Source organism: Paenibacillus sp. Y412MC10, assembly GCF_000024685.1.
In the GTDB taxonomy this organism is placed as follows: Bacteria; Bacillota; Bacilli; order Paenibacillales; family Paenibacillaceae; genus Paenibacillus_AQ; species Paenibacillus_AQ lautus_A.
Map to the genome: position 1 here is coordinate 2,432,540 of NC_013406.1, position 22,223 is coordinate 2,454,762.

The window sequence follows — 22,223 nt, forward strand, 5'->3', positions numbered from 1 at the left end:
CGGAGGATTAATAGAAATGAAGCTTCGTAGATGGTTGTTGGTGCTGATCATGCTGTTATTGTGTCTCCCGTCGGTGGTCCCAACCGCGCAAGCGAAGGCGGCTCGTATCAGCATTCATCTGGACGGTGTAAACCTGAACAGTGACGTATCTCCTTACATATTGCCGAAGGTTAACGTAACCATGGTTCCTACGCGGATCATCAGTGAAGGACTTGGCGCTTCGGTCGCTTGGAATCAGAAGTCGAAGACGGTAACCATCGGAAAGGACGGTTCGAGCCTGCAATTGACATCCGGCAAAAAAACCGCCCTCGTGAATGGATCATCGGTAGCACTGGATGCTTCCGTTGAAATCAAGAACGGCCGGGTCATGGTTCCGCTGCGTTTCATCAGCGAGAATTTGGGCGTTCAAGTGGAGTGGAATCAGGCGGCACAGCGCATCTCGCTGTCCACGGGCTCGGTCGTCGTTCCTCCGCCGGTATCAACCGGGGATGAAGTCAGAGGGGCCTGGATATCCACCGTGTTCAATCTGGACTGGCCGAAAACGAAGACCAGCGCGGAACAGCAGCAAGCCTCTTACATCGCCTTGCTGGATTCGCTCCAGGATGTCGGCATCAATACCGTGTACGTGCAGGTACGTCCGGCCGGTGATGCATTGTATCCTTCCACCATGGTACCGTGGTCGAAAGTGTTGACGGGCATTCAAGGAGCCGATCCGGGTTACGACCCGGTTGCTTTCATGGTAGAGGAAACGCACAGACGGAATATGGAATTTCACGCTTGGTTTAATCCATTCCGGGCGAACACCGATATTTTGACGGCATCGCTCCATCCGTCCCATGTTGCGCTAAGCCATCCGGATTGGATCGTGAATACGGGCAAGCAGCTGTACATCAACCCTGGGATTCCAGAAGCCAGGCAGCATATCATCGATACGATCATGGAGGTCGTTAACGGATACGATATTGACGGCATCCATCTGGACGACTACTTCTATCCGTCCAATACGGTCTTTAACGATGACGCGGCATACCGCGAGTTCAATAATGGGGCCTACGCCAATCTGGCGGATTGGCGCCGCGGAAATATCAATGCCTTTGTCCAATCGCTCGGAGAGAGCATTCATCGCGTGAAACCGGACGTCGAATACGGAATCAGCCCTTTCGGCGTATGGCGTAACCAGTCCGTGGATAAGACGGGATCGGATACGAAGGCCGGTGTAACGGCGTATGACAGCATGTATGCCGATGTGCGGACCTGGATCCAGAACGGCTGGATCGATTACGTTGCACCGCAGATCTACTGGAGCATGAGTAATCCGGCAGCCGACTATGATAAGCTGGTGGACTGGTGGGCAAGCGAAGTACAAGGAACCGGCGTAGATCTTCTGATCGGTCATGCCCCCTACAAACTGGGAACCAGCGAAATCGGCTGGCAGAGCGCATCGGAAATCATCAATCAATTGAAGTACAATCAGAACCATGCCGAAGTGAAAGGCAGCATTTTCTTTAGAGCAGAGAATATTTTAAGCAATCCGTTAGGCATTAAAGATCAATTGCAATCATATTATAGATAATCTGCACGTCCTATAGGTATGAAACATCCCCCGCGCTCATACATAGTCATTAGACCATGTGAGGCGGGGGATTTTTATATGCAGATCAATGCGGTTTTTGAAGGCGGGGGGGTCAAGGGCATCTCGCTTGCCGGGGCTGTCAAGGCGGCGGAGAATGCCGGCATGGTATTCAGCCGCGTTGCCGGAACGTCCTCGGGCTCCATCGTGGCATCCGTGCTGGCAGCAGGTTACCGTGCCGACGAAATCAAGCGCATTATCGAGGAAACGCCCTTTCATTCGTTTCTCCAGCGGGCACCCATTTTTAATACAAAGTTCATCGGTCCTGCCTTGCGGGTCTTGATTAAGAAAGGGCTCTATTCCGGAGAAGCCCTGGAGAATTGGATAAGGGAAATCCTGCTGGCCAAAGGGATATTTACCTTCTCGGACATCCCGGCAGGCAAGCTTTATATCGTGGCATCGGACATCACCAATGGCAGGCTGCTGGTGCTTCCGGATGATCTCCGCCAATACGGGATCAATCCTGCCACCTTTCCGGTAGCCAAGGCTGTGCGCATGAGCTGCAGCATCCCCTATTTTTTTGACCCCGTCATCCTGCGTTTGTTGGGCAGGGCAGCAAAAGGCAAATCGTTCGGCGAACAATTTGTTTATATCGTGGATGGGGGACTGCTCAGCAACTTCCCCTTATGGCTCTTTGATCGCGAATCGAAGGGTGGGCCTAAGCCCCTGCCGGTGCTGGGCTTTCAGATGGTCGGGAAGAACAGCAACCTGCCTCATCTGATCGAAGGCCCGATCGGCATGTTAACCGCCATGTTCGAGACGATGCTCTCTGCACACGATGAACGTTATATCGAGCAGCAAAACCGAAATCGCACGATCAAAATTCCGACGCTCGGCATCGGCACCACCCATTTTAATCTGACCAAAGAGGAAAGCGAGAATTTATACAATTCCGGTCTGACGGCCGGCACGATGTTTTTCACCCGCTGGAATGCCGAACATTAAAAAAACCGTCCACCCGGCATATGCATGCGCGGGCGGGCGGTTTTTCCGGTTAATGGTATTTAGGAACATCATCGGATGGGTCGGATTTTCCTTTGTGCCCATCGATCACTTGAAACGGATACTGTTTACGTTTAGCCGTTGGGTTGCTTTTGCGTACGGTGCTGTTCTTAGCCGCCGCCAGTTTCGCGGCCGTCCGCTTGGAAGGCTTCACCTTGGGACGTTTGTTAAAACGGCGTGGCGGGAACTTGTAAAGCACATACACGACAGCAACAATAATTAGAGGAATCAATATTCTCATTCTTGATCCAGGGTCTAACAGGAATACCAGTAGCCCTATGGCGGCCAACGTAATCGCCGTCCAAAAAATGATCGCATGCCTTCTCATGGATTATCACCCTTTCGCGGGATCCAGCACACTTCCTGTCACAGATTGGTGAACTGTAACATTTTCGTATTGAGCATCTAACTCACGCATTCTGTTAAAGGATGCGATGGATACTTCAACTTGATCATCAGTAGGTTCCTTCGTCGTCAGAAGCTGCAGCCACAGACCGGGATATCCGAGGAAACGGAGTACCGGCAGGTCCCGCATGGCATTGGTCAATTTCAGGAATTCAAAGGAAACGCCAAGCACGACCGGAAGAAGCGCAATTCTTTGAATGACCCGCTGCGTCATGGTATCCCATGGCACCACCGAGTAGACAACAACGCCGAGCACAATGGTCAGCATCATAAAGCTGCTGCCGCAGCGATAATGCAGCCGCGTATATTTCTGAACGTTCTTCACCGTCAACTCTTCGCCGGCTTCGAATGCGCTGATGACTTTGTGTTCGGCGCCGTGGTACTGAAAGAGCCTTTTTATGACCGGTGTTTGGGAGATTGCCCATAAATACACGAGAAGCAGTATTAATTTAATAACGCCTTCAATCAGGTTATGCACGATATAGTGATCAAATGTATCGCCAAAAAAGAAATCCTCTACAAAAACAGGAACGAGTGTAAACAGCAGCTTGCCGAAAACAAAGGAAAGCACGCTGACGGCGGCCACACCGATAATCATGCTTAAACTCCAGCCGGAGTCTTCTTTCTCTTTCTGCTTCTCGCGTTCTTCGGGCTCCAGCGTATCGTCAGCATAAGCATCGGCAGAGTAATTCAAATGTTTGGAGCCTTTGATAGTAGAATCTATGAGACTGACGATGCCGCGAAGAAGCGGGATCTTCCGCAGCTTCCGAACCCATGCCTTGTCTTCGCGAGGCACCTCGAGAAACTTGATTTCATTATTTTTACGCCGCACGGCCGTCACATTCACATGCTTGCCGCCGAACATAACGCCTTCGATTACAGCTTGGCCTCCATAGCTGATCGGGGTTGACTTATCGGACAACCAGTTCACCCTCCCTGACATGTTATTCGTTCTATGAACTATTGTATCGAATTTTGAAAGTAATTTCTAGTTGGATTAGGGCAGGGGAAGCGGTGCATACTACTTTCAGAGATGAAATGGAGAAACAGCGGGGCTTTTCGATAACCGAAGAAGAGGAGAATCAATCCATGCATGAACATCAATTTCGTAAGCAGAACCAGATAACCAATCCGTTTACTTTTGCCCTGGAGCTAGGCTATTATGCCGGCCTGATCTGGGGGGGCGTGCTTTGGATCTTTTACTGGTTGAGATTCACGAAGGTCGTGCCCGGTTTTTTGCTGGAGCCATTCTTCAAACATGAATTCCTCAAGACCACAGCCGGGCAAATCGCCGGGTGGCTGTCCTTCATTGCCTTTTCCGTCATCGCCTCCCTCATTTATGTTGCCCTGTTCAGGAAGCTGAAGGGCCCATGGCCCGGGATTGCTTACGGAATCGTGTGGTGGGCGGTGCTGTTTGTTGCGCTCAATCCCTGGCTTCGGCTGACGGACCCAGTGAAGAAGCTGTCCTGGGATACAAACATTTCGGAGGTTTGTATTTTTATATTATGGGGCCTCTTTATCGGTTATACGATTGCGCAGGAATTCACCGACGAGAAACTGCGTGAACCGAAGAAGCTGACGGGTTAGCCAAGAAAAACTTCTCAACCCGATGCCGCCTATGGTAAAATAGCTTTTGGTTATTTGACGAAAAGGTGGGAAGCCCTATGAAATCCATATGGGTGATAAACGGACCGAACTTAAACCTGCTCGGCTTCCGGGAACCGGGCATTTATGGTTCGCTCAGCCTGCAGGCGATCGAAGATAATTTGCGTAAACAGGCGGATCTCGCCGGTATCGGTATTACCTTCTTTCAGTCTAATCATGAGGGTGCTATCATTGATCGTATTCATGAAGCGATCGGACAGGCTGACGGCATACTCCTTAATCCGGGAGCACTGACTCACTACAGCTACGCTGTGCGTGATGCCATCAGTTCTGCGCGCATTCCGACAGTGGAGGTTCATCTCTCGAACATTCACGCCAGAGAGGAATTTCGTCATACCTCCGTCATAGCGCCTGTGGCTGTCGGACAAATCGCGGGTTTTGGCGCGGCGAGTTACACATTGGGCTTGTCGGCTCTACTGCAAGTCCTGGTCGAGCAAGAAGGGTAGCTCCAATTTCGGGATAAGGGTGAGAGGAGAGTGGTTAGAATGAGTAACAAACGAGTGGTTAAATTGCGCGAACAGCTTCAAGCCAAAGGTTTGACGGCTATGCTGGTTGCAAGCCCGATCAACCGCAGATATTTAACGGGCTTTACCGGTTCTGCCGGATATGTGCTGATCACACGCGATGAGGCCTATCTCTTGACGGATTTCCGCTATATGACGCAAGCACCGCAGCAAGCCGTCGGTTTTAAAGTGGTCGAGCACGGGCCGAAGGTGATGGAGACGGTCAAGGATTTGTTGTCTTCCGAAAGCATCACATCGCTCGGAATCGAACAGGACCATGTTACATACGGCGTGTTTTCCGCATATTCGGAACAGCTCGCGCCCATCAGCCTGGTGCCGGTTTCGGGCCTTGTAGAAGATTTGCGTATATTCAAGGATGCCGAAGAGTTGAGCATTATGCAGCGGGCAGCGGATTTGGCGGATCAGACGTTCAGCCATGTCCTGACGATTCTGGCAGCCGGCAAAACGGAACGGGAAATCGATCTCGAGATGGAAATGTTCATGCGCAAGCATGGCGCAACCGCGTCTTCCTTCGACACGATCGTTGCTTCCGGCGAGCGTTCGGCGCTTCCTCACGGCGTAGCCAGCGAGCGGGTCATTCAAGGGAACGAATTCGTTACGTTTGATTTCGGCGCGCTGCTGGACGGGTACTGCTCCGATCTCACGAGAACCGTGGCGCTCGGCAGTCCTGATCCGAAGCTGAAGGAGATCTATGATATCGTGCTCGAAGCGCAGCTTCACGCACTGGATCATATTAAACCAGGCATGACGGGACGCGAAGCAGACGCTTTGGCTCGGGATATTATTTCGCGTTACGGATACGGGGAATATTTCGGCCACAGCACGGGGCACGGATTGGGCATGGAGGTTCATGAATCGCCGCGGCTGTCCAAGCTGAGCAATGACGTGCTGCAGCCCGGCATGGTCGTAACGGTGGAGCCGGGCATTTACCTGCCAGGACTTGGCGGTGTCCGCATCGAAGATGATATCGTCATCACGGAAACGGGCATTCGCATACTGACAAGCTCGTCCAAAGATTACACCATACTGTAATAATGGTTCAAAAATCGTCTTTTTGAGCTTGTGCTTTAAGAAAAATGTGTACTATATTAAATAGACCGCATCCTTAGGAGGGAATCTTAGTGATTTCAGTTAACGATTTTAAAACAGGTTTGACCGTAGAAGTTGATGGCGATATTTTCACCGTATTGGATTTTCAGCATGTTAAGCCGGGTAAAGGCGCAGCTTTCGTACGTTCCAAATTGAAAAACCTTCGCAACGGCAACACCGTTGAGAAGACGTTCCGTGCAGGCGAAACGATCGGCCGTGCCATTATCGACAACCGTGGCGTTCAGTATCTCTATGCCAGCGGTCAAGAGCATGTTTTCATGGACAACGAAACTTACGACCAGTTCAGCTTGACCAGCGAGCAGCTGGAGTGGGAACTTAACTTCCTGAAAGAGAACATGAACGTTAACATTATCAGCTACCAAGGCGAAATCCTCGGGATCAACCTGCCTAACAGCGTCGAGCTGAAAGTTGTTGAAACCGAGCCTGGCATCAAAGGCAACACGGCTACCGGCGCTACGAAGAACGCCAAAGTGGAAACCGGCCTGAATGTACAAGTACCGCTGTTCATTAACGAAGACGATGTGCTTCTGATCGATACACGCGAAGGTAAATACATTTCCCGTGCATAACATGCATTAAGCGGGACCCTTCAACGATGGACGGGGTGCCAATATCTTCTAAACCAATGCGACTCCTGTACGAATGTACGGGAGTTTTTTGCGATAAGCGGGCTCGGCGTCCTAAGTCTGTTTTCTTTTTGCCTTGAAAAGCCTTGACGGGGTGACTCACTTTCGTATTATACTGTTTTAAAGTGAGAAACCACCTGAGCACTGTTACATACCGATATTAGTGGGGAGTGAAAGAAGCATTGTCACTGTACGTCATGAAATTCGGAGGCAGCTCTGTAGGGGATACAGAACGCATGAAGCGCGTTGCCAGAAGAATTGTAGAGAAACAAGATGAAGGCCATCAATGTGTGGTCGTGGTGTCTGCCATGGGGGATACGACGGACGATTTGATTGACCAGGCAAAGCTGTTAAACGAGAATCCACCGGCACGGGAAATGGATATGCTGATGACCACGGGGGAGCAGATATCCATCTCGCTGCTATCCATGGCGATTCACGGTCTTGGACGCAAGGCAGTGTCCTTGACCGGCTGGCAGGCGGGATTCCGCACGGAAGCCGTCCATGGTAAAGCCCGCATTACAGATATAAAGCCTGAGCGCGTGCACAAAGCGCTTGGCGAAGGAAATGTCGTCATTGTCGCGGGATTCCAGGGCATGTCCGAAGACGGAGAGATTACAACGCTTGGACGCGGGGGCTCAGATACCACCGCGGTAGCTCTAGCGGCTGCCATTCAAGCGGATGTATGTGAAATATATACGGATGTGGACGGGATATACTCCACGGATCCGCGGGTAGTCAAATGCGCGCGGAAACTGAAGGAGATTTCCTATGACGAGATGCTCGAGCTTGCCAATCTTGGCGCGGCTGTTCTTCACCCGCGTGCGGTCGAGTATGCGAAGCATAATCAAGTCAAGCTTGTCGTCAGATCCAGCTTTAATCATAACGAGGGTACGGTTGTTAAGGAGGAAACAAGCATGGAACAAGGTGTGGTTGTCAGCGGAATTGCATTCGACAAGAATGTAGCGAGAATCAGTATTCTGGGCGTAGCCGATACGCCGGGCGTTCTGGCCCAAGTGTTCGGAGAGCTTGCAAAAGAATCGATTGACGTTGATATCATCGTGCAGAGCGGCGTTCAGAACGGCGAAGCGGACTTTTCCTTTACGGTGTCCCTGGCGGATCGGGAGCGTGCGTTGTCCGTGATCGAACACATTCGCGGCAAGCTGCCGTATCGCGACGTTACCTCGGAAGATCATCTTGTGAAAGTATCGATTGTCGGCGCGGGCATGGTCAGCCATCCCGGCGTGGCGGCACAAATGTTTGACGTGATCTCCCGGCAGGGGGTCAGCATCAAAATGGTCAGCACGTCCGAGATCAAAGTATCCTGCGTCATCGAGGGAAGCAATCTCGAAGGGGTCGTGCAGGCGCTTCATACCGCGTACGGACTGGATACGGATCAACAGGCTTCCGTAGGCGGACCGCAGGTTCGCCGATAACAGGATTCAACCGTCATCATCGATATTAATAGAGTTCATCCCGGTCATTTATGACCGGGATTTTTTGTGCTGTCCGAAAGATTCGAAGTTCCTTTCTATGAAATTGAAAAAATAGAGATAAAACGAGAGGGCCCCGCATATTTTTAATCATCACACATGTGAAGAAGGAAGAAGGAAGAGGGAGGATATATCGCATGCTGGACAAGTTTGTCGCAAGTATGGCAACGCTTCGGATTTTCTCGGGCAGCCTTGAGATCGTCGCGGCCATCATCATGCTGCGCCTGAACCAAGTCGATAAAGCGCTTGCCGTGAATTCGGCATTGGCGTTTACGGGTCCGCTCATTTTGATTTTGACCACAACGATCGGTCTGGTGGGAATGGCAGATAAATTGTCATGGGGGAAGATCGGCTGGATATTGTGCGGCGTCTCCTGTCTCTTATACGGGGTTTTAAAAAAATGATAGATTCGCTGCATATTTTTCAGGTACAAGCATACACATGGGATATGAAGTTCTCTTATTAGAAGATGATCACAAAGGACAACCTGGGGGAAATTGATATGACATTGAATTGGTTAGACCTGTTTCCCGAAACCGTAAAACGCATGCTGCTGAACCTATCGAAAGAGCTTCTCGAACATGTGGAGGAGGTACGGATCCGGGAAGAGCGTCCGCTGGAGATCAATTCGGCGGGCAAGCATCATTTCCTGGACAGGCGAGGCGGACTCACCTTGCGGCCTGAAGAGGCATATAAGCCGACGCGTGAAGATGCCCATAGGCTGCTGGACCTTATCAGCAATCATTCCCTCTACACCATGGAAGAAGAGCTGCGAAAGGGGTTTATCACCATACCAGGGGGCCATCGGGTCGGGCTTACGGGCCGGACGGTGCTGAGCGGCGGCAGGGTGGAGCACATTCGGGATATCAGCGGATTTAATGTCCGGATTGCCAAGGAAATACAGGGAGCGGCGGACGACATCCTTCCTCATCTGCTTGACCGGAAACGGAAAAGGGTGATGCACTCGCTGATCTTATCTCCGCCCCAGCAAGGCAAAACGACGCTGCTCAGAGACCTCGCTAGACAGATCAGCTACGGCAAGTGGGGAAACTCGTCCGTGCATTGGCCGGGAATGAAGGTGGGCATCATCGACGAGCGTTCCGAGATCGCGGGTTGTTTGCGCGGCGTACCCGGATTCGATGTCGGCCCTCGCACGGACGTAATGGATGGCTGTCCGAAAGCCGAAGGGATGATGATGATGATCCGTTCGATGTCTCCGGACGTGCTCATTGTGGACGAGATCGGCCGGCCGGAGGATGCGGAAGCGGTGATTGAGGCTTTGCATGCCGGCATCAGCGTGATTGCAACGGCGCATGGCTCATCCGTTCAGGACATGCGGGGCCGGCCCGCCCTCTCGGGACTTCTGGAGAACCGGATGTTTGAAATGTACGCGGTTCTTAGCCGAGCGGGCGACCACCGATCATACAAGCTGTATGACGGAGGCCAGCGAACGCTTCAGACGGCTATCAGCGGCCAGCCGGGAGGTGATGCCTATGCTTAAACTGGTCGGGGCCGTGCTCGTGCTGGGTGCAGGAACCTTAGCCGGATTCTACCAAGCCCAGCAATTCGCAGCAAGACCCAGACAGCTGCGAGAACTTATTCTCGCGCTTCAACGGCTGGAGACGGAAATCAGCTACGGCTTTACGCCGCTGCCCGACGCGCTGGAGCGAATCGGCGTTTCCCTTCGTGAACCGCTCAAATCTTTGTTGGCCTCCGCAGCGCTTTACATGAGACCCGATTACGGGTTATCCGCACAAGACAGCATCCGCAAGGCGCTTGGCGAATATTGGAGACGAACATCGATGAAAAGTGCCGAGCGTGAGGTGTTGGAACAGCTAAGCGGCGTACTTGGCACCAGTGACAGACAGGACCAGATCAAACATATCGCTCTGGCCGTGGGACAGCTCAAGCATGAAGAAGCAGCGGCAAGGGATGACCAGGTCAAATATGAAAAAATGAGCAAAAGTCTGGGACTGCTCATTGGAGCATTGATCGTCATATTGATCTTTTAGCGAGGTGCCAAGGGAAATGAACATTGAAGTGAACGCGATCTTCCAGATTGCCGGTATTGGCATCATCATTGCCATGATTCATACCGTCCTGAAACAGATGGGGAAAGAGGATATGGCGCATTGGGTGACCCTCATCGGGTTCGTGGTTGTATTGTTTATGGTCGTAAGGCTGCTAGACGATTTGCTGAAGGAAATCAAAAGTATTTTTCTATTCCAGTAGGTGGACATTTATGGAAATTATCCAGGTGGTAGGACTCGGCATCATCGCTACCGTGCTGATCTTGATTGTCAAGGAACAGAAACCGCTCTTTGCCTTTCTTCTCGCCGTGGCGACATCGCTCCTCATCTTCCTGTTCCTGATCGGAAAGATCGGTAATGTCATATCCATGCTGGAAGATCTGGCCGAGAATTCCGGCGTTCAGATCATCTATCTGAAGACGGTTCTGAAAATCATCGGAATCGCCTATATCGCGGAGATGGGGGCACAGATCGTTCGAGATGCCGGACAGGAATCGATCGCATCCAAAATAGAACTGGCGGGAAAAGTGCTCATATTGGTGCTCGCTGTACCGATTATCGGGATCATCATCGAGACGGTCCTGAAGCTCCTCCCGGCTTGAAAAAAGGTGGGGGGACATGGTGACAGGAGCAACACTTCGAAGAGGCTTGGCCGTGTTTTGCCTACTGATCCCAATGCTGTTGTTGCTGTCCGGATGGTTCTGCGGGACGATCGATGCGACTGCAGCCGCCAATCCGGCCGATGAGTGGGTCGAGCAGCAGACGCAGCAGCTGCCAACGGATCAGGTCGAGAAATACTGGGACCGGCTCATGAAGGATTACGGCGGGTTTTTCCCGGATGGCAAGACGCCCTCCCTGATGGATATGCTGCTGCCGGGCGGCGACGGGCTGAGCTTCAAAGGGGTTATGTCCGGTATCGGAAAATATCTGTGGCACGAGGTGCTCTATAACGGCAAGCTGCTGGCGACCATCGTCATGCTGAGCATTATGAGCTTGATTCTAGAGAACCTGCAGACGGCCTTCGAAAAAAGCACCGTGAGCAGGGTAGCCTATACGATCTGTTACATGGTTGTCCTGGTCATCGCGGTCAACAGCTTCAGCATCGCGATCGGATATGCGCGGGACGCCATCACCCAAATGATCGATTTCATGATGGCCATGCTTCCTTTGCTCTTTGCGCTGATGGCCTCGATGGGCAATGTCGTCACCGTCTCGGTGGCCCATCCGCTGGTCATATTCATGGTACATACGGTAGGCACGCTGATCAGCACGATTGTGTTTCCGCTTCTGTTCTTCTCGGCTCTGCTGCATCTGGTTAGTTCCTTATCCGAAAAGTACAAGCTGACCCAGCTTGGGAATCTGCTGCGAGGGATCTCGATGGGCGTCCTGGGTGTGCTGCTTACCGTGTTCCTGGGAGTTATCTCCGTTCAAGGGCTGACCAGCTCGGTTACGGACGGCGTAACCATCCGGGCAGCCAAATACGTAACCGGCAATTTCGTTCCGGTAGTCGGCAAGATGTTCGCAGATGCGACGGATACCGTAATCTCGGCTTCGCTGCTAGTTAAGAATTCCATCGGGCTGGCGGGAGTCATCATCATTTTGTTCCTTTGCGCATTTCCTGCGATCAAGATCTTGACGCTTGCCTTGATATATAACGTCGCGGCGGCCGTCATGCAGCCGCTCGGCGATTCCCCGATCGGCACCTGCCTCCAGACGATCGGTAAGACGATGCTGTACGTTTTCGCAGCCTTGGCCGCGGTGAGCTTGATGTTCTTTCTCGCCATTACGATACTGCTCACGGCTGCCAACATCACCGTCATGATGAGGTGAGGCAGATGATACGCGGCGCCAAAGCTTAGGAGGTATGACGAATGGACTGGCTTGGAGATTGGCTGAAAAGCGTCATCATGGTGGTTCTCTTTGCGGCCTTCGTTGATTTGATCCTGCCCGGGAAGGCGCTTGAACGCTACGCCAGGCTAGTCCTGAGCTTGTTGATTCTGCTCACGCTGCTCAGTCCCATCATTACATTAATTGCGGATCCCCCGGAGAACCAGCTGGCGATGGAACTGGAGCGGCAGGAGAAGGGGCTGCCGGAGGAAATTCAGCTGGAGCATATCATGGCCCAGGCCGAAAAGCTCAAGGATACGCAGCAGAGTCAAAGCCTGCAATGGGCTGGCAATGAATTAGCCAAGGTGATGAAAGAAGAGATCGCGGCTGAAACGGGGGAAGCCGTTCAAGAGGTCAAGGTGGTGCTGGCCGCGGTTGCCGGGCAGGGCAAGGAATATGCCGGCGCTGCGATACGCTCCGTTGACGTAAGGCTGGCTGGGGATGAGCCGGCGGATGCAGAAGTAGGGGAAGACGATAGACGTCCCATCGGTGTAACGCCAGTGAATCCTGTTCAGGTGAACGTGGATTCCATGGCAGAGGAGAAGGATGGGAAGGCGGCAGTAAAAGAAAACGCAGAGGCAGTCAGCAAAGCCGAGGAAGCCAGAGCAGAACCGGTTCGGGACTACATTAGCCGCCGGTGGGATTTGGAGCCGGAGCTGATCACGATCTATGCACCGGGGCAGGATCAGGATAACAAGCTGTAGCGGAGGTGAGGATGATGGGAAATTGGTTGAAGCGGTTGGAGCAGTGGCTTGGCGGAGGAGCCGGCGGTGCTAGGAAGATGCAGACCTTCAGGTGGCTGATCATTCTTGGCCTGATCGGCGTCGCGATCATGCTGTTCAACTCCTTCGTCAATGTCAAGAAGCTGGATCATGAGAATATCGGCCGCGAACCGCCGCCGGACACCGCCGCGGTCTCAACAACCCAGGGGGCTGCGAGCAGCAGCGGCGGCGGTGAATTCGAAAGCATCGAGCAGGATTTCGAAATGCGCACCAAGACCATGCTGGAACAGATCGTTGGCGTCGGGTCCGTGGATGTCATGGTGACCGTGGAGTCTACGGAAGAACTGGTGGTGCAGCGAAATATGAAGGATACGCAGGAACTCACGGAAGAAACCGATGCCAGCGGAGGGAAACGCCATGTCACGAGTTACCAGCGCGACGGCCAGATCGTCACCTATGATTCTTCGGGCGAAGAGACGCCGATCGTCACCAAGAAGATCAAACCTCAGGTCCGCGGCGTGCTCGTCGTAGCCAAGGGGGCCGAGAATGAAGTCGTAAAGAGCTTGATCGTGGATGCGATCCAGCGGGGTCTGAACGTTCCATCTTATCGTATATCCGTTGTCCCTCGCAAACAGGAATAACGTAAAGTCCTGCGGATGATCCGATCATTCGTGCCACAGGTTTTCAATTAAAGGAGGAAAAGTTCAAATGAATAACAAAAGACAAACCATATGGTTAGTATCCATGCTTAGTTTAATGGTCATCCTGTCCGCTTACTACTTGTTCACGGACGATTCGGGAACGAAAGCGCCGCCGGTTGCCGAGAGCACGCAGGTAGACGGTCAGAAGCCCGGCGCAGGACAGGAAGCCAATGGAACCGCAGTCGACGAGCTGGTTGTGAACGAAGTTCTCGAAGAAGGCACGGACGGAGATTCCGGAGCCAACGAGCAAGGGACCGGAACGACGGATACGGGCGTAACCGGCACGGAGGATCCTGCAGAGGCAACGCAAGGTGAGCAGGATGACCAAGGGAAAGCGGCTGGAGAAGCGGATAAGCCGCAAGAACCGGAAGTGAAGGAATCCACGGATGGAGCCGATAAATCCAAAGACGCCAGCAGCACCGGCAAGGACGAAGCAGAGACTTCCAAGGACACCAGCAGCACGAGCGGCGAAAAATCGGATAAAGAAGTGCTGGAGGAAGTGGCAGCCAACGCAACGTCTGCAATCGCACAGCTGGATTCCTATAAACTGGACCGCGCACAAAAAAATAATAAATTATACGATGAATTAATGACAAAAATCGACAACCATGAAAATAAACCGGAGGAAACAGCACAAGCTACCCAGCAGCTGAAAGCGGCGGAAGCGAAAGAGGAAGTCATTCTCAGCATCGAGGAAACCCTGCAGCAGCAATTCGGCAACGCCGTAGTAAAGGAAGAGAGCGAGAAATATAATGTGGTCGTTCTGAGCGAGAAACTCGATGCCAAAGGCGCGGCGGACATCGTCAGTCTTGTGATGAAGGAATTGAAGGTTTCGCCGGATAAAGTAACCGTCCAATATGTTGCGCCATAAGCTTGTCCGCAGATTTCAACATAAACCACGGATATACGATAAACCCGAAAGAGTCTAAGGATTGCCTTGGGCTCTTTCTATTTCGCTCGATTGTGATATAATACTCTAAGCTATTGACTGACTGTCCTAAGCAAGGGCTTCCAAGAAAGTGAAGGAGTGAACGTCGATCATGTTTAAATTAAACGAAATTAAGGAACTTATTAAGCTGGTGGATCAAACTTCCGTGCATGAACTGGAGATTGAGAGCGAAGGTACACGCTTATCCATTAAGAAACCCAATGCAGCCGAGGTCGTTAACAACTATCAGGCCGCGCCGCAAGCGTACATACCGGCTCAGCAAGTGATGGCACCGCAGATCGTACAGCCGAATACGGGGAATCAAGCACCTGCAGCGGCACCTCAGCAGGATTCAGCGGAGGATAGCAACAGCTCATTACATAAAATCGTATCACCGATGGTAGGAACCTTCTACCGTTCCCCATCGCCTGAGGCTGGGCCGTTTGTAAGCCCGGGGGACAAGGTGACGGAGAAATCGACGGTCTGCATCATCGAGGCCATGAAGCTGATGAATGAACTGGAAGCAGAGATCAAGGGCGAAATCGTTGAGGTTCTCGCGCAGAACGGTCAGCTTGTAGAATTCGGGCAGCCTCTGTTCCTGGTGAAGCCGGAGTAATATGGAGGGACTCGCCAAGAACGAGAGTCGTATGAGTCCGAAGGAGGTTACTGCATGACATTTCAAAAAGTGCTTATCGCGAACCGCGGAGAGATAGCCGTCCGTATCATCCGGGCTTGCCGGGAGCTTGGCATCGCAACCGTTGCCGTTTACTCGGAGCCGGACCGGGAATCTCTGCATGTTCGCTTGGCGGACGAGGCCTATTGCATCGGCCCTACATTATCGAAAGACAGCTATTTGAATTTCACGAATATCATGAGCGTGGCTACGCTGACCGAGTGTGACGCGATTCACCCCGGTTACGGCTTTTTGGCCGAGAACGCGGATTTCGCGGAGATCTGTGAATCCTGCAACATTACCTTTATCGGCCCTTCCGCCGACGCGATCAACCGCATGGGCGACAAGGCGGTGGCGAAGCAAACGATGAAGGATGCGGGGGTTCCGGTTATTCCCGGGTCCGACGGATTGGTCGAGGATCTGGACGAGGCCGTCATGCTCGCACGCGACATCGGTTATCCGGTCATTATCAAAGCGACCGCAGGCGGCGGAGGTAAGGGGATTCGAATCGCCGAGGATGAGGAATCGCTGATCAAACAGATTACAAACGCGCAGCAGGAAGCCCAGAAGGCTTTCGGCAATGCTGGCGTGTATCTTGAAAAATATCTCACCGGCATGAAGCACGTGGAGATTCAGATTATCGCCGATAAACACGGCAACGCCGTGCATCTCGGGGAGCGTGACTGTTCCGTGCAGCGCCGGAGACAGAAGCTGGTTGAAGAAGCTCCTTGTCCGGTGCTAAGTGAAGAGGTACGCAGCCGAATGGGTGAAGCCGCCGTTCGCGCGGCAAAAGCGGTAAACTACTCAGGTGCCGGCACGCTTGAATTTTTGCTGGGCCAGGACGGACAGTTCTACTTCATGGAGATGAACACGCGGATTCAGGTGGAGCATCCGGTAACGGAGATGGTAACCGGCGTGGACCTGATTCAGGAAATGATCTCCGTTGCTGAAGGCAACACGCTTTCCTTCAGTCAAGAGGATGTCGTCATTAACGGATGGTCTATCGAGTGCCGGATCAATGCCGAGAATCCGGACAAGGGCTTCATGCCTGCACCGGGAACCATTCAATTCTATTTGCCACCGGGGGGGCCTGGCGTGCGGGTGGACAGCGCGGCATATCCCGGGTACACGATTTCGCCTTATTACGATTCGATGATTGCCAAGCTCATTGTATGGGCGCCGACCCGCGATGAAGCGATCGCGAAGATGAAACGCGCTTTGGCTGAATTCGAGATTGAAGGGATCTATTCGACCATCCCGTTCCATCAGAAACTGCTGAAGCATCCTACCTTCTTGAAGGGCGACTTCGATATTAAGTTTTTGGAAGAAAATGAGATTTAAAACCTTTGGCCAAGTTTGTCATAAACTTGGCCAAATGGTATAGTATGAGTAATAAGAGCGCATGCGTTATGCAGTTCGGGTGCATCCGCTAACTTATTCTGAAAGGTGTGTTGAGACAATGGCGGAAACTTTGCCTACAGAATTTGAACGTACAGATATCGGTGAGATTCAGATTGCACCGGAAGTAATTGAAGTCATCGCCGGACTCGCTACGGTCGAGGTACGCGGTGTTGCGGGGATGAGCGGAGGCTTTGCAGGCGGCATTGCGGAGCTGCTCGGACGCAAGAATTTATCCAAGGGCGTTAAAGTTGAAGTCGGACAACGGGAAGCTGCCGTTGACGTATCCGTCATCGTGGAATATGGCCATCGACTTCCGGAAGTTGCCGGGGAAATCCAGCGCAACGTGAAACGTTCGATTGAGAATATGACAGGGCTTACGGTGATTGAAGTCAATGTACATATTCATGACGTCCATTTCATGAAATCCGTGGAGAAGACGGAAGAACTGGATTTGGCTCAACGCGTCAAATAGAATAGTTTCAGGCTAGCCCTGGGCAGCGATGTCGAGGGTTTAATCTAATTTAAGGAGGCTGTGCTGAATCGTGGCCAAAATCATGGACAGACTTTTGCTGTTTATCTACAGCTTAAGTATCGGTGTTATATCCGTAGTTGCCATCCTCCTGTTGAGTGGCGCTGTTCCTTACGAATTAACGAATGTTCAGGAACAACGCCTTTTCTGGGCTGGAATTATCGTAGCTGCGGTTTTGTTTTTGCTGAGCATCCGTTTTTTCTACATCTCCGTCAGGCGCGATCGCTCGAACCTGAACTCCATCGATCAGCGAACGGAATTCGGCGATATCCAAATCTCCGTGGAGACGATCGAGAATCTCTGCTTGAAGGCGGCTTCGCGCGTCCGCGGAGTGAAGGATCTGAAATCGCGGATCAAGGTATCCCAGTCGGGTCTTGATATTGCGATTCGCGCCGTGGTTGATGGCGAGGAATCCATTCCTACGCTGACTACCGAAGTGCAGAAGCAGGTGCACGACTTTGTTGAAGATACAACAGGAATACCCGTATCATCCGTATCCGTATATATTGCTAACGTGGTTCAGGCACCAAGCTTCAAGAGCCGCGTGGAATAGAGGTGAGCTTCCCAAATGCCTTGGAAAGAAATATGGGAGAGTCACAGAGGAAGAATTGCCGGGGTGGCCGGCGGGCTTGTGTGCGGACTGATTTATTTATTATCCGGTTTTTGGGATATGCTGTTCTTTGCATTAGTGGTATTTATCGGCTATATATTTGGCAAGCGCAAGGATCTGAACCAGGGCTCCATCTTCCACTTTCAGGAATGGGGACGCTGGCTTTCCGAGCGCTGGCGGCCGTTTAAATGAACCCTGTGATATGCTTTCTCCGGAAAAAATGCTGAGGACAGGTGTAGTGCGCCTTTTTTGCGGAGAGAGATATTCACAGGTTTTTTTTTGGCGTTTAATTGTTGTCAAGTCTTGACGGCAAATGGATCATACTAATTAGAAAAATGGATTCGGCAGGGTCCACAGGAGGAACATAATGAAAAGACGTGTAGCTAGAGAGATTGTCGTTCAGAGCCTTTACCAGATGGAGATGAACGAAGTCGACAGCATGGAAGCCGTGTCGATGCTGCTCTCCGAAGCGGCCGAAGAGAATGAGACCGAGCGGGTCATTGGCGATGAGGTTCAAATGAAGGAATATGTGCTGCAGCTGGTCAACGGAACATGGGAATCCAAGGATTCGATTGATGAACTCCTCGCTCATTATTTGAAAGGCTGGCAGGTAAGCCGTCTTTCCCGCGTGGATCGTCAAATCCTGCGACTGGCCGTGTACGAGCTGACTTATCGCGATGACGTGCCCGGGAAAGTGGCGGTTAACGAAGCGATCGAACTGTCCAAGCATTTCGGAACCGAGGAATCGGGCAAGTTCGTCAACGGCGTACTGGGCCGGATGATTCAAGAGCTGGATCAAGTCAAGGTGAAGCTGCGTCAGTCCTAAATCTGCACGCATGTTCATGCCCAGCTTGAAACGTAATGATTCAATCATAATGGAGGAGAGATCAGGATGACGGAAGCAACGATTATTAGCGGAAAACAGATTTCGGAAGAAATTCGCAAGGGGATTGCGTTAGAAGTAGAACAATTGTCCAAGCAGAATGTACGTCCTGGTTTGGCTGTTGTACTTGTAGGAGATGATCCGGCTTCGCATGTCTACGTTCGCAACAAGGAGAAAGCGTGCCACGATCTGGGCTTTTATTCCGAGGTGCATCGTCTGCCCGCGGATTCCAGCCAGAACGAAGTGCTCGCGCTTGTGGACAAGCTCAATGCCCAGGAATCCATCCATGGGATCCTGGTCCAGCTACCTTTGCCTAAACACATCGAGGAAAAGGCCGTCATCGATGCGATTGCGGTGGAGAAGGACGTGGATGGTTTCCACCCGGTTAATGTGGGTAACCTCGTAATAGGCGATGACAGTCTCCTGCCATGCACGCCGGCCGGCGTGATTGAAATGATCAAGCGGACAGGCATTGAGATTGCAGGCAAACATGCGGTCGTGATCGGGAGATCCAATATCGTCGGAAAACCGGTATCTCTTCTTCTTCAGCGCGAGAACGCGACCGTTACGATGTGCCACTCCAAAACGGGGAATATGGCGGAAATCGCGCGTCAAGCGGACATCCTGGTCGTGGCGATCGGCCGAGCGAACATGATTGATGCCAGCTACGTGAAACCCGGTGCCGTCGTTATCGATGTCGGCATGAACCGCCTGGAGAACGGAAAGCTTGCCGGGGACGTTGACTTTGAGAGCGTGAAGGCAGTGTCCGGCCCGATTACTCCGGTTCCCGGAGGTGTGGGACCGATGACCATCACGATGCTCATGCAGAATACACTGATAGCCGCCAAAAGGCTGAATGGGCTGGCTTGACATGAAGACGGCCGATCCAGGACGAGTATTATCCGTTAAGGATTTAAACCGATATATTCGCATGAAGATGGAAGGCGACTCCAGGCTATCCGACGTATGGATCCGTGGCGAGATATCGAATTTTACCCATCATTCCAGCGGACATATGTATTTTACCTTAAAGGATGAAGGCAGCCGGATCCGTGCGATCATGTTTGCGACTCATAACCAGAGGCTGCCTTTTATCCCCAAGGAAGGGTCGCGAGTCATAGCGCGGGGCAATGTGTCGGTGTATGAACGGGATGGTCAGTACCAATTCTATGCCGTCCAAATGCAGCCGGACGGCATCGGCAGCTTGTACCTCGCTTATGAACAGCTGAAGTCGAAGCTGGAGGAAGAGGGCTTGTTTGCTGCCGATCGCAAGCGGCCGCTGCCGCGCTATCCCAAGACGATCGGCGTGATCACGTCGCCAACGGGGGCTGCCGTGCGGGATATCATGATTACGATCCGGAGGCGCTATCCTCAGGCGAACGCCATTTTGTATCCGGTGCTGGTTCAAGGCAAAGGGGCTGCGCCTTCGATCGTCAAGGCCATTCGGACGATGAACGACATGGCAGAGGCTGATGTGCTAATCGTTGGGCGCGGAGGCGGATCACTGGAAGAACTCTGGGCGTTTAATGAAGAGATCGTTGCAAGGGCCATTTATCAATCCCATATTCCAATCGTTTCAGCCGTCGGGCACGAAACGGATTTTACGATCGCCGATTTTGTCGCGGATCTTCGAGCCGCCACGCCAACGGCCGCAGCGGAACTTGCGGTTCCGAGCAGCGCAGAACTGAGAGGGCAGCTTGCCCAAAGACAGCGCCAGCTGAATCAGGGGCTGCAGCAGCGCCTTCAGCGGAGCCGGGAACGTTTGATATCGCTTCAGCGATCCCCGGTCCTGGTACATCCCCGTCGGTATATGCTTCAGCATGCCGAACGGCTGGACATGCTGTCCCAGCGGCTGCAGGGCCACCTGAAATCCAGGCTTTCCCTGGTCCGCCAGCATCAAAAATCGCTGCACCAGGGCCTGATCCGATATAATCCGCGGACTCAAGCGGAGTTCGCCGCCAAAAGGAAAGAGCAGGCCAACCGGCAGTTAATGAATGCGATGCAGTCGATCATGAAGTCCAAGATGTCGCAGCTGCAAACCGAGATGCGTCATCTCGATGCGCTCAGCCCGTTGAAGATCATGTCGAGAGGATACAGTCTCGTGTATGACGAGAAAGAGCAAAAGCTTGTCAAATCGATAGAAGACGTGCAATTAGGTGATTTGGTGAACGTAAGGGTCAACGATGGACAGCTGCAATGTCAAGTGTGGGGAATGAAGGAGGATGAAGAGATTGGCGAATGAAACACTGGAGATCAGCTTCGAAGAAGCGATGGCTCAGCTGGAGACGATCGTTGAGCAGCTGGAAGACGGAGATGTGCCGCTTGAAAAAGCCATCGATTTATTTCAACAAGGCATGAAGCTGTCGCAGATGTGCAGCAAAAAGCTGGAGCAGGTCGAGCAGAAAATCGAAATGATCGTGGAAGAAGGCGGAGAATTGAAGCGGAAGCCATTCGGCGGGACGCTGGATGAGACAGGTGAACTGGGTGAATAACAGACTTACGATCCATCAATATATGAATGAAATTTGTGACAGGCTGGACAGCGAGTTCACGAATCTTTTTCCGTCAGGCTGGAAAGTTCCTGAAACCCTTTCGCGGTCCATGTCGTATTCTTTAATGGCAGGCGGCAAGCGAATGCGTCCGCTGCTTGTCATTGCGGCATGCGAGGCGGGCGGCGGCAGCCGTGAAGCAGCCGTTCCGGTTGCTTGCGCGGTGGAAATGGTCCATACATATTCCCTTATCCACGATGATCTGCCGGCGATGGACGATGATGATTACCGCCGCGGCAAGCCGACGAATCATAAGGTGTTTGGCGAGGCCAGCGCCATTTTGGCGGGGGATGCCTTGCTCACGCATGCTTTTTACAGCGTCATCCAGGCTGCCAGAAAGCATGGGGTTCCAGCAGAGCGCGTGCTGTCGATCGTGGAGGATCTTGCGGTGTATGCAGGTCCGCGGGGGATGGTAGGCGGTCAGGTGGCCGACATGGAGGGGGAGCAAGGGATCACGACGTTAGAGCAGCTTGAGTATATTCACCTGCACAAGACCAGTGATCTAATCATGTTCTCGCTGATGGCTGGCGGCCATGTTGCCGGGTGCTCCGACTCCCAGATCGAATCCTTGCGTACCTTCGGGCATCATATCGGCCTTGCTTTTCAGATTCAAGATGATATCCTGGATCTCGTCGGGGATGAGTCCAAGCTCGGGAAGCCGGTACAAAGCGATGTGAAGCAGGAAAAGGTGACCTATCCGTACTTCATCGGTTTGGACGCATCGAGGCATGAAGTCGAGCGACTGACAGCAGAAGCCAAGCGGGTCATTTCCGAAGGGAACTTCGCCGACCCTACAAGGCTGCTGGAGATCGCGGATTTCTTGATGGCCCGGGACCACTAAGCGCGCGCTACATG

Annotated in this window: 28 protein-coding genes; 26 read left to right on the forward strand and 2 right to left on the reverse strand. The window is 52.4% G+C overall.

What is annotated here, in order from left to right; translation table 11 throughout:
- Positions 1 to 16 precede the first annotated feature (16 nt).
- Positions 17 to 1,573: a family 10 glycosylhydrolase gene (locus GYMC10_RS10430; protein WP_015734443.1), complete on the forward strand. Its 1,557-nt coding sequence runs from the start codon at positions 17 to 19 to the stop codon at positions 1,571 to 1,573.
- A gap of 78 nt (positions 1,574 to 1,651) precedes the next feature.
- On the forward strand, positions 1,652 to 2,575 hold the full coding sequence (locus GYMC10_RS10435; protein ID WP_015734444.1) for a patatin-like phospholipase family protein: 924 nt from the start codon (positions 1,652 to 1,654) through the stop codon (positions 2,573 to 2,575).
- 49 nt (positions 2,576 to 2,624) lie between these two features.
- Here the strand turns inward: GYMC10_RS10435 and GYMC10_RS10440 are convergent, their stop codons facing one another.
- Complete coding sequence (locus tag GYMC10_RS10440; RefSeq protein WP_009591231.1) at positions 2,625 to 2,960, reverse strand: hypothetical protein; 336 nt, start codon at positions 2,958 to 2,960, stop codon at positions 2,625 to 2,627.
- Positions 2,961 to 2,966: 6 nt separating this feature from the next.
- Entirely contained in the window at positions 2,967 to 3,959 is a 993-nt protein-coding gene (locus GYMC10_RS10445) for a DUF1385 domain-containing protein (RefSeq protein WP_009591233.1), read from the reverse strand.
- A gap of 167 nt (positions 3,960 to 4,126) precedes the next feature.
- Here GYMC10_RS10445 and GYMC10_RS10450 point away from each other — a divergent pair, with 167 nt between their 5' ends.
- The 24 genes from GYMC10_RS10450 (at position 4,127) to GYMC10_RS10565 (ending at position 22,209) form a co-directional block, all read left to right on the forward strand.
- Positions 4,127 to 4,624, forward strand: a complete 498-nt coding sequence (locus GYMC10_RS10450) for a YqhR family membrane protein (RefSeq protein WP_009591249.1) — start codon at positions 4,127 to 4,129, stop codon at positions 4,622 to 4,624.
- 77 nt (positions 4,625 to 4,701) lie between these two features.
- Entirely contained in the window at positions 4,702 to 5,148 is a 447-nt protein-coding gene (gene aroQ, locus GYMC10_RS10455) for a type II 3-dehydroquinate dehydratase (protein WP_009591244.1), read from the forward strand.
- Between the two features lie 39 nt (positions 5,149 to 5,187).
- Positions 5,188 to 6,258 (forward strand): M24 family metallopeptidase, encoded by a 1,071-nt coding sequence (locus GYMC10_RS10460; RefSeq protein WP_015734445.1) that lies wholly within the window; start codon positions 5,188 to 5,190, stop codon positions 6,256 to 6,258.
- 89 nt (positions 6,259 to 6,347) lie between these two features.
- Positions 6,348 to 6,905, forward strand: coding sequence for an elongation factor P (gene efp, locus GYMC10_RS10465; RefSeq protein ID WP_015734446.1), 558 nt, complete (start codon positions 6,348 to 6,350; stop codon positions 6,903 to 6,905).
- Between the two features lie 239 nt (positions 6,906 to 7,144).
- On the forward strand, positions 7,145 to 8,398 hold the full coding sequence (locus tag GYMC10_RS10470) for an aspartate kinase (RefSeq protein ID WP_015734447.1): 1,254 nt from the start codon (positions 7,145 to 7,147) through the stop codon (positions 8,396 to 8,398).
- Positions 8,399 to 8,592: 194 nt separating this feature from the next.
- Positions 8,593 to 8,859: a YqhV family protein gene (locus GYMC10_RS10475; RefSeq protein ID WP_015734448.1), complete on the forward strand. Its 267-nt coding sequence runs from the start codon at positions 8,593 to 8,595 to the stop codon at positions 8,857 to 8,859.
- Positions 8,860 to 8,957: 98 nt separating this feature from the next.
- A complete protein-coding gene (gene spoIIIAA / locus GYMC10_RS10480; protein ID WP_015734449.1) occupies positions 8,958 to 9,956 on the forward strand; it encodes a stage III sporulation protein AA in 999 nt (332 codons plus the stop codon).
- Positions 9,949 to 10,467: a stage III sporulation protein SpoIIIAB gene (gene spoIIIAB / locus GYMC10_RS10485; protein ID WP_015734450.1), complete on the forward strand. Its 519-nt coding sequence runs from the start codon at positions 9,949 to 9,951 to the stop codon at positions 10,465 to 10,467. Before spoIIIAA ends, spoIIIAB begins: the two co-directional genes overlap by 8 nt.
- A gap of 16 nt (positions 10,468 to 10,483) precedes the next feature.
- The gene (spoIIIAC, locus tag GYMC10_RS10490; protein WP_007129715.1) at positions 10,484 to 10,687 is read left to right on the forward strand and encodes a stage III sporulation protein AC; all 204 of its coding nucleotides are present in this window, start codon (positions 10,484 to 10,486) and stop codon (positions 10,685 to 10,687) included.
- 10 nt (positions 10,688 to 10,697) lie between these two features.
- The gene (gene spoIIIAD / locus GYMC10_RS10495; protein WP_009591272.1) at positions 10,698 to 11,087 is read left to right on the forward strand and encodes a stage III sporulation protein AD; all 390 of its coding nucleotides are present in this window, start codon (positions 10,698 to 10,700) and stop codon (positions 11,085 to 11,087) included.
- A gap of 16 nt (positions 11,088 to 11,103) precedes the next feature.
- Positions 11,104 to 12,315 carry a stage III sporulation protein AE gene (spoIIIAE, locus tag GYMC10_RS10500; RefSeq protein ID WP_015734451.1) on the forward strand — a complete coding sequence of 404 codons (1,212 nt, stop codon included), beginning with the start codon at positions 11,104 to 11,106 and terminating at the stop codon, positions 12,313 to 12,315.
- A gap of 41 nt (positions 12,316 to 12,356) precedes the next feature.
- Positions 12,357 to 13,076, forward strand: coding sequence for a stage III sporulation protein AF (gene spoIIIAF / locus GYMC10_RS10505; RefSeq protein ID WP_015734452.1), 720 nt, complete (start codon positions 12,357 to 12,359; stop codon positions 13,074 to 13,076).
- Positions 13,077 to 13,090: 14 nt separating this feature from the next.
- Positions 13,091 to 13,735 carry a stage III sporulation protein AG gene (spoIIIAG, locus tag GYMC10_RS10510; protein ID WP_186326435.1) on the forward strand — a complete coding sequence of 215 codons (645 nt, stop codon included), beginning with the start codon at positions 13,091 to 13,093 and terminating at the stop codon, positions 13,733 to 13,735.
- A 67-nt stretch (positions 13,736 to 13,802) separates the two neighbouring features.
- Positions 13,803 to 14,666 (forward strand): SpoIIIAH-like family protein, encoded by an 864-nt coding sequence (locus tag GYMC10_RS10515; RefSeq protein ID WP_015734454.1) that lies wholly within the window; start codon positions 13,803 to 13,805, stop codon positions 14,664 to 14,666.
- Between the two features lie 169 nt (positions 14,667 to 14,835).
- A complete protein-coding gene (gene accB / locus GYMC10_RS10520) occupies positions 14,836 to 15,339 on the forward strand; it encodes an acetyl-CoA carboxylase biotin carboxyl carrier protein (protein WP_009591273.1) in 504 nt (167 codons plus the stop codon).
- Between the two features lie 54 nt (positions 15,340 to 15,393).
- Complete coding sequence (gene accC, locus GYMC10_RS10525) at positions 15,394 to 16,737, forward strand: acetyl-CoA carboxylase biotin carboxylase subunit (RefSeq protein ID WP_015734455.1); 1,344 nt, start codon at positions 15,394 to 15,396, stop codon at positions 16,735 to 16,737.
- A 118-nt stretch (positions 16,738 to 16,855) separates the two neighbouring features.
- The gene (locus GYMC10_RS10530; RefSeq protein WP_009591235.1) at positions 16,856 to 17,269 is read left to right on the forward strand and encodes an Asp23/Gls24 family envelope stress response protein; all 414 of its coding nucleotides are present in this window, start codon (positions 16,856 to 16,858) and stop codon (positions 17,267 to 17,269) included.
- 70 nt (positions 17,270 to 17,339) lie between these two features.
- On the forward strand, positions 17,340 to 17,879 hold the full coding sequence (gene amaP, locus GYMC10_RS10535) for an alkaline shock response membrane anchor protein AmaP (RefSeq protein WP_009591270.1): 540 nt from the start codon (positions 17,340 to 17,342) through the stop codon (positions 17,877 to 17,879).
- A 15-nt stretch (positions 17,880 to 17,894) separates the two neighbouring features.
- Positions 17,895 to 18,128, forward strand: a complete 234-nt coding sequence (locus tag GYMC10_RS10540; RefSeq protein ID WP_009591264.1) for a DUF2273 domain-containing protein — start codon at positions 17,895 to 17,897, stop codon at positions 18,126 to 18,128.
- 175 nt (positions 18,129 to 18,303) lie between these two features.
- Positions 18,304 to 18,762, forward strand: a complete 459-nt coding sequence (gene nusB, locus GYMC10_RS10545; RefSeq protein ID WP_009591251.1) for a transcription antitermination factor NusB — start codon at positions 18,304 to 18,306, stop codon at positions 18,760 to 18,762.
- A 66-nt stretch (positions 18,763 to 18,828) separates the two neighbouring features.
- Entirely contained in the window at positions 18,829 to 19,689 is an 861-nt protein-coding gene (folD, locus tag GYMC10_RS10550) for a bifunctional methylenetetrahydrofolate dehydrogenase/methenyltetrahydrofolate cyclohydrolase FolD (RefSeq protein ID WP_015734456.1), read from the forward strand.
- A 1-nt stretch (position 19,690) separates the two neighbouring features.
- Positions 19,691 to 21,061, forward strand: coding sequence for an exodeoxyribonuclease VII large subunit (xseA, locus tag GYMC10_RS10555; RefSeq protein ID WP_015734457.1), 1,371 nt, complete (start codon positions 19,691 to 19,693; stop codon positions 21,059 to 21,061).
- On the forward strand, positions 21,051 to 21,311 hold the full coding sequence (xseB, locus tag GYMC10_RS10560) for an exodeoxyribonuclease VII small subunit (protein WP_009591232.1): 261 nt from the start codon (positions 21,051 to 21,053) through the stop codon (positions 21,309 to 21,311). Before xseA ends, xseB begins: the two co-directional genes overlap by 11 nt.
- A gap of 22 nt (positions 21,312 to 21,333) precedes the next feature.
- A complete protein-coding gene (locus GYMC10_RS10565) occupies positions 21,334 to 22,209 on the forward strand; it encodes a polyprenyl synthetase family protein (protein WP_410002341.1) in 876 nt (291 codons plus the stop codon).
- The last annotated feature ends 14 nt before the right edge of the window (positions 22,210 to 22,223 follow it).